Annotated in this window: 8 protein-coding genes; 3 read left to right on the top strand and 5 right to left on the bottom strand. The window is 71.4% G+C overall.

Features of this window, described 5'->3' with window-relative positions; genetic code table 11:
- Positions 1 to 101: 101 nt before the first annotated feature.
- Together ppdK and dusB are read right to left on the bottom strand one after the other, a co-directional pair.
- Positions 102 to 2,831 (bottom strand): pyruvate, phosphate dikinase, encoded by a 2,730-nt coding sequence (gene ppdK, locus ACFU99_RS17870; RefSeq protein WP_384392603.1) that lies wholly within the window; start codon positions 2,829 to 2,831, stop codon positions 102 to 104.
- A 392-nt stretch (positions 2,832 to 3,223) separates the two neighbouring features.
- Positions 3,224 to 4,390: a tRNA dihydrouridine synthase DusB gene (gene dusB / locus ACFU99_RS17865; RefSeq protein WP_384392600.1), complete on the bottom strand. Its 1,167-nt coding sequence runs from the start codon at positions 4,388 to 4,390 to the stop codon at positions 3,224 to 3,226.
- Positions 4,391 to 4,554: 164 nt separating this feature from the next.
- Here dusB and ACFU99_RS17860 point away from each other — a divergent pair, with 164 nt between their 5' ends.
- Positions 4,555 to 6,045 carry an MFS transporter gene (locus tag ACFU99_RS17860; RefSeq protein ID WP_384392598.1) on the top strand — a complete coding sequence of 497 codons (1,491 nt, stop codon included), beginning with the start codon at positions 4,555 to 4,557 and terminating at the stop codon, positions 6,043 to 6,045.
- Here ACFU99_RS17860 and ACFU99_RS17855 read toward each other — a convergent pair.
- Positions 5,985 to 6,941 (bottom strand): helix-turn-helix transcriptional regulator, encoded by a 957-nt coding sequence (locus ACFU99_RS17855; RefSeq protein WP_384392595.1) that lies wholly within the window; start codon positions 6,939 to 6,941, stop codon positions 5,985 to 5,987. The two genes, ACFU99_RS17860 and ACFU99_RS17855, sit on opposite strands and share 61 nt — an antisense overlap.
- 101 nt (positions 6,942 to 7,042) lie before the next feature.
- On the opposite strand from ACFU99_RS17855, the gene ACFU99_RS17850 reads away from it, so the two are divergent.
- Positions 7,043 to 8,518: an MFS transporter gene (locus tag ACFU99_RS17850; protein ID WP_384392591.1), complete on the top strand. Its 1,476-nt coding sequence runs from the start codon at positions 7,043 to 7,045 to the stop codon at positions 8,516 to 8,518.
- Positions 8,519 to 8,543: 25 nt separating this feature from the next.
- Here the strand turns inward: ACFU99_RS17850 and ACFU99_RS17845 are convergent, their stop codons facing one another.
- Together ACFU99_RS17845 and ACFU99_RS17840 are read right to left on the bottom strand one after the other, a co-directional pair.
- Positions 8,544 to 9,188: a response regulator gene (locus tag ACFU99_RS17845; RefSeq protein ID WP_384392588.1), complete on the bottom strand. Its 645-nt coding sequence runs from the start codon at positions 9,186 to 9,188 to the stop codon at positions 8,544 to 8,546.
- The gene (locus ACFU99_RS17840) at positions 9,176 to 10,450 is read right to left on the bottom strand and encodes a histidine kinase (protein WP_384392586.1); all 1,275 of its coding nucleotides are present in this window, start codon (positions 10,448 to 10,450) and stop codon (positions 9,176 to 9,178) included. The genes ACFU99_RS17845 and ACFU99_RS17840 overlap by 13 nt, the downstream gene beginning before the upstream one ends.
- 133 nt (positions 10,451 to 10,583) lie before the next feature.
- Between ACFU99_RS17840 and ACFU99_RS17835 the strand changes: the two genes are divergently transcribed.
- Positions 10,584 to 11,033: a hypothetical protein gene (locus ACFU99_RS17835; RefSeq protein WP_384392582.1), complete on the top strand. Its 450-nt coding sequence runs from the start codon at positions 10,584 to 10,586 to the stop codon at positions 11,031 to 11,033.
- Positions 11,034 to 11,286: the final 253 nt, after the last annotated feature.

The raw sequence follows: 11,286 nt of genomic DNA, 5'->3' as shown, positions 1-11,286 counted from the left end.
GGAACGAGGGTCGGGGTTGCCGGTGGCGGCCTCGGTGGTCTCTGCTCGCGCGCTCCCGCGCGCCGTTCATCGCCTACATGTCGTCGCTATCCGCTGTAGGGCTACCTGCTGTCGCTGCCCTTCGACTTCGCCGCCGCCCGGCCCGCCTCCAGGCGCGCCACCGGGATACGGAACGGCGAGCAGGAGACGTAGTCCAGGCCCACCTCGTGGAAGAAGTGCACCGAGTCCGGGTCGCCGCCGTGCTCGCCGCAGACGCCGAGCTTGAGGTCGGGCCGGGTGGCGCGGCCGGCCTGCACCGCGTCGCGTACGAGCGTCCCGACGCCGTCCTGGTCGATGGTCTCGAACGGGCTGACCCCGAAGATGCCCTTCTCCAGGTAGGCCGTGAAGAAGCTCGCCTCCACGTCGTCGCGGGAGAAGCCCCACACGGTCTGGGTGAGGTCGTTGGTGCCGAAGGAGAAGAACTCGGCGGCCTCGGCGATCTGACCGGCCGTCAGGGCCGCGCGGGGCAGCTCGATCATGGTGCCGAGCGCGAGCTTCAGGTCCGCGCCGGTGGCCTGCCGGACCTCGGCGAGGACCCGTTCGGCGTCCTCGCGGACGATCTCCAGCTCCTGGACGGTGCCGACCAGCGGGATCATGATCTCCGCGCGCGGGTCGCCCTTGGCCTCGATGCGGGCCGCCGCGGCCTCGGCGATGGCCCGTACCTGCATGGTGAACAGGCCCGGGATGACCAGCCCGAGGCGGACGCCGCGCAGCCCCAGCATCGGGTTCTGCTCGTGCAGCTTGTGCACGGCCTGGAGGAGCCGCAGGTCGTTCTCGTTGTGGTCCTTGCGGGACTCGGCGAGCGCGACCCGCACCGACAGTTCGGTGATGTCGGGCAGGAACTCGTGCAGCGGCGGGTCCAGCAGCCGCACCGTCACCGGCAGCCCGTCCATGGACTCGAACAGCTCGATGAAGTCGGCCTTCTGGAGCGGCAGCAAGGCACCCAGTGCCTCCTCCCGCTCGGCCTCGGTGTCGGCGAGGATCAGGTGCTCCACCAGTTCCCGGCGCTCGCCGAGGAACATGTGCTCGGTGCGGCACAGGCCGATGCCCTGGGCGCCGAACCGCCGGGCGCGCGAGGCGTCTTCGGCGTTGTCGGCGTTGGCCCGTACCCGCAGCCGGCGCATCCGGTCCGCGTACGCCATGATCCGGTGAACGGCCTTGACCAGGTCGTCGGCGTCGTCCGCGCCCGCGTGCATCCGGCCCTCGAAGTACTCGACGACCGGGGACGGCACGACGGGGACCTCGCCGAGGTAGACCTTGCCGGAGGAGCCGTCGATGGAGACGGTGTCGCCCTCCTCGATGACGGTGCCGCCGGGCGTCGTCATCCGCCGCCGCTTGGTGTCGACTTCGAGCTCCTCGGCGCCGCACACGCAGGTCTTGCCCATGCCGCGGGCGACGACGGCGGCGTGCGAGGTCTTGCCGCCGCGCGAGGTCAGGATGGCCTCGGCGGCGATCATGCCGTTGAGGTCGTCGGGGTTGGTCTCGCGGCGGATGAGGATGACCTTCTCGCCGGACCGGGACCACTTGACGGCCGTGTACGAGTCGAAGACGGCCTTTCCTACGGCCGCGCCCGGCGAGGCGGCGATGCCCCGGCCCAGCAGCCTCGCCCCTTTCCCGCCGCCGGTTCCCTCCTCGTCGAAGCGCGGGAACATCAGCTGCGCCAACTGCGCGCCGTTGACCCGCTGGAGCGCCTCGGCCTCGTCGATGAGTCCCTGGTCGACGAGTTGCGTCGCGATCCGGAAGGCGGCGCCCGCGGTGCGCTTGCCGACCCGCGTCTGGAGCATCCACAGCCGGCCGCGCTCGATGGTGAACTCGATGTCGCACAGGTCCTTGTAGTGCGTCTCCAGGGTCTCCATGATCTGCATCAGCTGGTCGTACGACGCCTTGTCGAGGGCCTCCAGCTCGGCGAGCGGCACGGTGTTGCGGATGCCCGCGACGACGTCCTCGCCCTGCGCGTTCTGGAGGTAGTCGCCGTAGACGCCCTGCTGGCCGCTGGCCGGGTCGCGGGTGAAGGCGACGCCGGTGCCCGAGTCGGGGCCGAGGTTGCCGAAGACCATGGAGCAGATGTTGACGGCGGTGCCGAGGTCGCCGGGGATGCGCTCCTGGCGGCGGTAGAGCTTGGCCCGCTCGGTGTTCCAGGAGTCGAAGACGGCCCGTACGGCGAGGTCCATCTGCTCGCGGGGCTCCTGCGGGAAGTCGCGGCCGGTCTCCTTGGCGACGATCTCCTTGAACCGCGCGACGAGCTGTTCGAGGTCCGCCGCGTCGAGGTCGACGTCCGTGGCGGCGCCCTTGGCGTGCTTGGCGTCCTCCAGCGCGCTCTCGAAGAGGTCCCCGTCGACGTCGAGCACGGTCTTGCCGAACATCTGGATGAGGCGGCGGTACGAGTCCCAGGCGAACCGCTCGTCGCCCGCCTGCGCCGCGAGCCCGGCCACGGACTCGTCGGAGAGCCCGATGTTCAGGACGGTGTCCATCATGCCGGGCATGGAGAACTTGGCACCGGAGCGCACGGAGACCAGCAGCGGGTCGTCGGCCTGGCCGAGCCGCTTGCCCATCCGCCGCTCCAGGGCGTCGAGGTGCGCACTCACCTCGGCGCACAGCGCCTTGGGCTCACTGCCGCTGTCGAGATAGACCTTGCACGCCTCGGTGGTGATGGTGAAGCCCGGAGGGACGGGCAGACCGAGGTTGGTCATTTCGGCGAGGTTGGCCCCCTTCCCGCCGAGCAGATCCTTCAGGTCCTTGTTGCCCTCGGTGAAGTCGTAAACGAACTTCTGGCGATCTTCTTGTTCCGGCACGGGACTGTCTCCTCGCGGACGGCTGCCCTGACGGCGAGGAACATACCCAGATCGAAGGCGTCTGGGTACGTCCACTTGGCCGACGTACGGGCGTAACCACTCTGCTGCCGCGAGATCGAAAGATCGTGTGACGACGACACCTGACTCCAGCGCCTTCACTTGTCGAACGGAAGACTCCGCCCAGCCACTCGCCTCTCGATCTCACTGACGCTCGGTGACCGTTTTCTTGATCGCCCGAACCCAATAGAGGTGGCACCCAGTGCCACCCTTTGGGAAGTGCACTCCGGCCAATTTCGCTCATCTGAGCGTAACCTCTATCAGAGGTGGCGAGAATCACGCCGTCGCACGCGCCCGCGTTCCGCCATCCGGACGTGCCTCCGTCCGTACGGACGTCAGCCGCCCGACGTGTCCAACTCCGCCTCCGCGCCCACCTCGGCACGGTCGTACGGGTCGTCCAGCCAGCCCTCCGGCAGGACCACCCGGTTGCGGCCGGACGTACGCCCGCGCGGCCCGTCCGCGCCCGCCGGCCACGCCTGGTCCAGATCCAGCTCGCTCATAAGAGCGCCCAGCTCGTCCAGGGACGAGGTGACGGCGAGCCGCTTGCGCATCTCGGAACCCACCGAGAAACCCTTGGTGTACCAGGCCACATGCTTGCGGAAGTCGATGACGCCCCGCTCCTCGCTGTCCAGCCACCGGGCCAGCAGCTCCGCGTGGCGCAGCATGACGCGGGAGACCTCGCCGAGCGTGGGGGCCGCGTACGTCACGCCCGTACCGTCCGCACCACTCGTACCGTCGCCCGTGCCCTCGCTCTCGAAGGCGGCCACCAGGTCGCCGAAGAGCCAGGGGCGGCCCAGGCAGCCGCGGCCGACCACGACGCCGTCGCAGCCGGTCTCGCGGACCATGCGCAGCGCGTCGTCCGCCGACCAGATATCGCCATTTCCGAGCACGGGGATCTCGGGAACGCTCTCCTTGAGGCGCGCGATGGCCTCCCAGTCCGCCGTGCCGCCGTAGTGCTGGGCCGCCGTGCGCCCGTGCAGGGCGATGGCCGTGACGCCCTCGTCCACGGCGATGCGGCCGGCGTCGAGGTAGGTGATGTGGTCGTCGTCGATGCCCTTGCGCATCTTCATCGTGACCGGCAGCCCGCCCGCGCCCGTCACGGCCTCGCGCAGGATCGAGCGCAGCAGATTGCGCTTGTACGGCAGGGCCGAGCCGCCGCCCTTGCGGGTCACCTTGGGGACCGGGCAGCCGAAGTTGAGGTCGATGTGGTCGGCCAGGTCCTCGTCCACGATCATCCGTACGGCCTTGCCGACGGTGGCCGGGTCCACCCCGTACAGCTGGATCGAGCGCGGTCGCTCGGTCCCGTCGAAGTGGATCAGCCGCATCGTCTTGGCGTCCCGCTCGACCAGCGCCCGCGTCGTGATCATCTCGCTGACGAACAGCCCCTTGCCGCCCGAGAACTCCCGGCACAGCGTGCGGAAGGGGGCGTTGGTGATCCCCGCCATCGGCGCGAGGACCACCGGCGGCTGCACCGAGTGGGGACCGATCTTCAGCTGCGTCATCGAGGGGCTTCCTTGCGCGGGGAGAACTGGGCGGACCTCCCATTGTCCCGCACCTTGGGCGGGGCCTCACGTCCCACCGTCATCCGACAAGGCGCGCCGGGGCCGCGGAGCCTCGGAGGGGACGCGCCGGAGCCGGGGATCGGTGATCGTTGTAGCGTTCGAATATGTCCGAGCTGAACCACCGTCGGCGGATGCTCGTCCTGGCGATCTGCTGCATGAGCCTGCTGATCGTCAGTCTCGACAACACCGTGCTCAACGTCGCGCTGCCCTCCATGCAGAAGGAGCTGGGCGCCAGCGTCTCCGGCATGCAGTGGACGATCGACGCCTACACCCTTGTCCTCGCCGCGCTGCTGATGCTCGCGGGCTCGACCGCCGACCGCATCGGCCGCCGCCGCGTCTTCCAGGCCGGTCTCGTGATCTTCACGGTCTCCTCGGCGCTGTGCAGCATGGCGCCGAGCCTGCCCTGGCTGGTCGCGTTCCGCATGCTCCAGGCCGTCGGCGGCTCGATGCTCAACCCCGTGGCGATGTCGATCATCACCAACACCTTCACCGAGCCGAGGGAGCGGGCCCGCGCGATCGGCGTGTGGGGCGGCGTGGTCGGCATCAGCATGGCCGCGGGGCCGGTGGTCGGCGGGCTGCTCGTGCAGACGGTCGGCTGGCGGTCGATCTTCTGGATCAATCTGCCGGTCGGGCTGGCCGCGCTGGTGCTGACCATGCGGTACGTGCCGGAGTCCCGCGCCCCCGAGCCGCGCCGCCCCGACCCCGTGGGCCAGCTGCTGGTCATCGGGGTGCTCGGGGCCGTCACGTACGCGATCATCGAGGCCCCCGGCGCGGGCTGGGACTCGCCGCTGATCATCGGCTGCGCGGCCGTCGCCGCGGCCTCGCTCGCGGGGCTGCTGTACTACGAGCGGCGGCGCGTACAGCCCCTGATCGATCTGCGCTTCTTCCGCAGCGCGCCGTTCAGCGGCGCCACGGTCATCGCCGTCTGCGCCTTCGCCTCGCTCAGCGGCTTCCTCTTCCTCAACACCCTCTACCTCCAGAACGTGCGCGGGCTCTCGGCCCTGCACGCCGGGCTGTGGATGCTGCCGATGGCGGCCATGACGCTGGTCTTCGCGCCGCTGTCGGGGCGGCTCGTCGGCAGCCGCGGGCCGCGGCCGTCCCTGCTGTGCGCGGGGGCCGCGATGGCGGCCAGCGGGGTGGTGTTCGCCCTCTTCGAGGGGGAGGCGCACGTGCCGCTGCTGTTCACCGGGTACGTGCTGTTCGGCATCGGCTTCGGGCTGGTCAACGCCCCGATCACGAACACCGCGGTGTCCGGCATGCCGCGCAGCCAGGCGGGCGTGGCCGCCGCCGTCGCCTCCACCAGCCGGCAGGTCGGCGGCTCGCTGGGCGTCGCGGTGATCGGCGCGGTGCTGGCGTCGGGCGTGGGCGGCGGCCACTACAGCCTGGGCGGCTTCACGGACGCGAGCCGCCCGGCCTGGTGGATCATCACCGGCTGCGGCACGGCCGTACTGCTGCTGGGCGCGCTGACCACCGGGCGCTGGGCGAAGGGGACGGCGCGCCACGCGGCCGACCTCTTCGAGGACCCGCCGCGGCCTCAGACCTCCCCGGCCTCCCCCGCCGAGCGCGACGACGGGCCCGCCAGCACCAGTTCGTGAAGCCGGTGCAGCCGCTCGCGGGTCTCCTCGTCCACGGGGGTGTAGGTCAGCAGCCGGGGGCCGGAACTGGGGCCGGTCCACAGCGCGGTGTACTGCATCCGCAGCAGCCCGACCCGCGACTGCCGGAAGATCCAGGTGCGCGTGGTGGCCCGTACGACCTCGTGCCGCGCCCAGAGCTCACGGAACTCCGGCGACTCGTCCTGCAACCGCTTGAGCATCGCCTTCCAGGCCGGCTCGGCGAGGTGCTCGGCCATGGAGGCGCGGAACTTGGCGGCCATCGAGCGGACCACCTCGTCCCGGTTGACCAGGCTCTGCGACCAGGCCGCGTTGGTGAAGGCCAGCAGCATGCAGTTGCGGTCCTCCTGCGGGAGCGCGTCGAGGTCGCACATCAGCTGCCCGTACGTGCGGTTGTGGGCGAGGATGTCGTACCGGCTGTTCTGCACGCAGGCCGGGAAGGGCTCCAGCTGCCGGAGCATCGCGCGGAGCGACTCGGAGACGCCCGTGCACTCGGAGTTCGGGTGCGGGTCGGCGGTCCCGGCGAGGGCGAAGAGATGGAAGCGCTCGCTGTGGTCGAGCATCAGGGCGCGGGCCAGTGAGTCCAGCACCTGCGCCGAGACCCTTATGTCCCTCGCCTGCTCAAGCCACGTGTACCAGGTGACGCCTACGGCGGCGAGGTGCGCGACCTCCTCCCGGCGCAGGCCGGGGGTGCGGCGGCGCCGGCCGCGGGCGAGGCCCGCCTGCTCGGGGGTTATTCGCTCGCGGCGGCTGCGGAGGAAGGCGGCGAGCTCGCTGCGGCGGACCTCGGCGCCGGTGTCGCGGCGGACTTCGGGCCCGGTCGCGGTGCTGCGTGCCGGGGCCTGCGCCAGGCGACCGGATTCTTGCGCCATGGTGGTCATGGAGACAAGGATGCCGGAGGGCTCAGGGGGTTGCCAGGTACTGCCAGTACCAGCATAAGCAGACACTGGTACCTGGTTGAGGGGTCGAGGAAGCTCGTTCTGTGACCACCACGACCTCGTGGGGAAAGCCCCGCGCATCCGCTCCTTCCACTTCTTCCGCTTCGGCTGCCCCTCTCGCTTCTCCTGCCGCCTCCTCCCCCGCGCTGACCCCGCTGGGTCTGATCACCATTCTGATCGGCGCGGCGCTGCCGATGATCGACTTCTTCATCGTCAATGTGGCGCTGCCGACGATCGACCGCGATCTGCACGCGGGCCCCGCGATGCTGGAGATGGTCGTCGGCGGGTACGGCGTCGCGTACGCGGTGCTGCTGGTCCTCGGCGGGCGGCTCGGCGACATGATCGGCAGGCGGCGGCTGTTCCTGTGGGGCACGGTGGCGTTCGGCGTGACCTCGGTGGCGTGCGGGCTCGCGCCCGACGCCTGGACGCTGGTGGCCGCCCGGGTGGCGCAGGGCGCGGCCTCCGCGCTGATGCTGCCGCAGGTCCTGGCGACCATCCAGGCCACCACGAGCGGGCAGCGCCGCGGCAAGGCGCTGAGCATGTACAGCGGCACGGCGGGCGTGGCCAGCGCGGTCGGCCAGGTGCTCGGCGGCGTGCTCGTCTCCATCGACCTCCTCGGGACCGGCTGGCGCTCGATATTCCTGGTCAACGCGCCGGTCGCGGTCGTCGCCCTGCTGCTCGCGGTGCGTACGGTCCCCGAGACGCGCTCCGCGCACCCGACTCGTGTGGACGGGCCCGGCACGGCGCTGCTGTCGATCACGCTGGTCTCGCTGCTGCTGCCGCTGACGGAGGGCCGGGCGGCGGGGTGGCCGGTGTGGTCATGGGCGCTGCTGGCGGTCTTCCCGTTCGCGGCGACGGCGTTCGTGATCGTCGAGCGCCGTGCGGAGCGCGCGGGCCGCACACCGCTGGTGCCGCCGTCGCTGCTGCGCATCCAGTCGATGCGCAGCGGGCTCGCGATGCTGGTGCCGTTCTCGCTCGGCTGGGGCGGCTTCATGTTCGTCGTCGCGGTGGCACTTCAGGACGGGCTGCGGCTCGGACCGCTCGCGGCGGGGCTGGCCCTGCTGCCGCTGTGCGTGACGTTCTTCATCGGCACGCTGGTCGGCCCGCGCCTGGTGGGCCGCCTCGGCCCGCGCGCGGTGACGGTGGGCGCCCTGATCCAGGCGACGGGCCTGATCGCGCTCCTGGCGACCTTCTACTGGGGCTGGGACGGCCTCGGCGCGATCGGCCCCGCCCCGGCGCTGGCCGTCCTCGGCCTGGGACAGGGCCTGCTGCTCCCGCTGACCATACGCATCATCCTGAGCGAGGTCCCGGTCGCCCAGGCCGGTGTGGGCGGCGGCGTCCTCGTCACCACGCAGCAGTCCTTCATGGCCCTGGGCGTGGCCACCCTCGGCACGCTCTTCCTGTCCCTGGCCCCGTCCATGGGCATGCGCGACGCCCTGACGGTGACGCTGGCGGCGCAGCTCGTGGCGGTGGCGGTGACGGTGGCCCTGAGCTTGCGGCTGCCGAAAACGGTGCGGTGACGGGCGCGTAGGTCCTCGGGCTCGGTCAGGCCACGCCCAGGAACCGCAGCACCGCGAGCACGCGGCGGTGGTCGGCGTCCGCCTTGGGGAGGTCGAGCTTGGCGAGGATGCTGTTGATGTGCTTGGCGACCGCGCTCTCGCTCACCACCAACTGCTCGGCGATCCCGGCGTTGGAGCGGCCGCCGGCCATCAGTTCCAGGACCTCGCGCTCGCGCGGGGTGAGCCGGTCCAGGGGGTCGCTGTGGCGGCGTACGAGCAACTGCGAGACGACCTGCGGGTCGAGGGCCGTGCCGCCGTCCGCGACGCGGCGGAGCGCGTCGATGAACTCCTCTACGTCGGCGACCCGTTGCTTGAGGAGGTAGCCGACGCCGTTGGTGTTGGCGGAGAGCAGATCGGCCGCATACCGCTCCTCCACGTACTGCGAGAGCAGCAGCACCGCCACGCCCGGCCACTGCCGCCGGATGACGAGCGCGGCCCGTACGCCTTCGTCGGTGAAGCCCGGCGGCATGCGGACGTCGACGACGGCGATGTCCGGCCGGTGCTCCTCCACCGCCGCCAGCAGCGCCTCGGCGTCGCCCACCTCCGCGACCACCTCGAATCCGGCCGCTTCCAGGACCTTCACCAGACCGATCCTGAGCAGAACGGAATCCTCGGCGATCACAGCGCGCACGGCAGCTCCACGGTGACGATGGTCGGGCCCGCAGGGGGGCTGCTGACAGAGAAGGTCCCGTCGACCGACGCGACGCGCTTGGCCAGCCCGGCGAGCCCCGTGCCCGCGGCCGGGTCCGCGCCCCCCACGCCGTCGTCGGCGATGACCACCAGCAGTGTCCCACCGAACCGTTCGACGGTGACCGCCGCCTCCGCCGCCTGCGCGTGCTTGACCACGTTGGCGAGGGCCTCGGAGACCACGAAGTAGGCGACGGCCTCGATCGTGGCGGAGGGCCGCGCGGGCAGGTCCACCGACAGCCGTACGGGCAGCGGGGCGCGCGCCGCGATGCCGGACAGCGCGGCGTCCAGACCCCGGTCCTCCAGGACGGCCGGGTGCAGCCCCCGTACGAGGTTGCTCAGCTCGGCGATCGCCTCCTTGGCCTCCCGGTGCGCCTCGTCGATCACCGCCCGCGCCTGGTCGGAGAGTTGGTCGCCGAGCGTGGCCCTGGCCAGGCCGAGATTGACGGCCATGGACACGAGGCGCTGCTGCGCGCCGTCGTGCAGGTCGCGCTCGATGCGCCGCCGCTCCTCGTCCGCCGCGTCCACGACGCCCGCGCGGCTCTCGGTGAGGTCCTCGACGCGGCGGGCGAGCTTCTCCTCCCGGCTGGGGCCGAGCAGGGCGATCGCGTTGCGGGTGTCGAGGCGGGCGAGCGCGCCGGTCAGCCAGGCCGTGCCGAGGAGGGCGGCGACGCCGGCGGCGGTGATGTACGCGGCGTCCGTCGAGTAGCCCTGCCAGCTGAGCCGCCAGTGCAGAGGCAGCGCCCAGATCCACACGTAGATCGTGGCCGCCGCTGCCGAGGCGAGGCCCGTGAGGAGGGTGAGCAGCCCGGCGAAGGCGACGGCGGGGCCCAGGAGCAGGTGGTAGAGGAGTTCCCGGGCGGTAGCACGGGACCGCAGCCACCTGAGCACGTTCCGCCACCACGTTCCGCGCCCGTCGCCTTCCGGGGTCCGCTCGCGGGCGGGCGGCCGCGGGATGATCACGCCGCGCATGCGCCGGAAGCGGCGGCGCTGACCGGCGGTGAGCACGGGCGACGCGACCGCGACGAAGGGCAGCGGGAGGGCGATCGCCATGAGGATGTCCATCATCGAGGACGGCACGTAGACGATCCACGGCACGGCCATGACGAGCACGAACACGTACTGGTTCAGGATGCCCGCGACGGCGAACGCGGAGGCGTCGCCGGTACCGTCGAAGTGCCGTCGCCAGACGGTGGGGATACGCATGGAAGAACGGTATGCGCGCCGGTCGGGGCCGAACCATGCCGCTGTTGCCCGCTTCGGGGGTATAGCTGGTACCACCCCTGAACGGACATCCACATTACTGACTGCGGCGCGTCGGCGGCGGAGGCTGGTCACCGTGCAGAAGCGACCGGCCGACGAGGAGTCCGTCCCCATGAACGTCATCGAGCTGCGAAGCGCCGTGCCAACGTTCCCCACGGTGCCGGACCGTCGTCCCCGTCGCCTCGGCTACGCCCTCGTGGCCTGCGGCCTCGCCCTGCTCCCCTGGCTCTGCGTCCTCGCCACCGCCGCCCACCGGCCGGCGGTGTGGGTGGGCCTCGACGCGCTGGAAGCCCTGTCCCTCATCGGTACGGGCGTCCTGACCGTACGGCGGGACCGTCACCGGGGGGCGGCTGCCGGTGCCACGGCGATGCTGCTGGTGGCCGATGCCTGGTTCGACGTCATGACGGCCGCCGTGGGCCCTGCCTTCACCATCGCCCTGGCCATGGCCTTGCTCGTAGAATTGCCGCTGGCCGCGCTATGCGTCGTACTCGCCGTACGGGCGTCCTCAAACGCCGGACGGGCTTGAGGGGCCGTGCCCCCGAGCCGCCATGCGGTGGTGTCCTCAATCGCCGGACAGGCTCAAAGGGCACCCCCTCGCCCGCGCCGTCGCGCGGGATGTCCTCAATCGCCGGACGGGCTTAATAAGGCGCGCCCTCACCCGCCAGGGCGAGGCGCAACAGCCGAAATCCGCCGCACGGTGTCCTCAAGCCCGGACCGGCATGAACAGGGCACACACTCGCCCTCCACAAACACCAATCGCCGGGCGGGCTCATCAGAGC

The sequence above is a fragment of the Streptomyces sp. NPDC057654 genome (assembly GCF_042800135.1).
In the GTDB taxonomy this organism is placed as follows: domain Bacteria; phylum Actinomycetota; class Actinomycetes; order Streptomycetales; family Streptomycetaceae; genus Streptomyces.
This window is presented reverse-complemented; position numbering and strand designations above follow the sequence as displayed.

What these genes read in the sequence shown, in the direction of transcription:
- dusB (WP_384392600.1), bottom strand. Translation starts at nt 4,390, where the DNA reads ATGACGCAGCTGAAGATCGGTCCCCACTCGGTGCAGCCGCCGGTGGTC.
- ACFU99_RS17860 (WP_384392598.1), top strand. Translation starts at nt 4,555, where the DNA reads ATGTCCGAGCTGAACCACCGTCGGCGGATGCTCGTCCTGGCGATCTGC.
- ACFU99_RS17840 (WP_384392586.1), bottom strand. Translation starts at nt 10,450, where the DNA reads ATGCGTATCCCCACCGTCTGGCGACGGCACTTCGACGGTACCGGCGAC.
- ACFU99_RS17855 (WP_384392595.1), bottom strand. Translation starts at nt 6,941, where the DNA reads ATGACCACCATGGCGCAAGAATCCGGTCGCCTGGCGCAGGCCCCGGCA.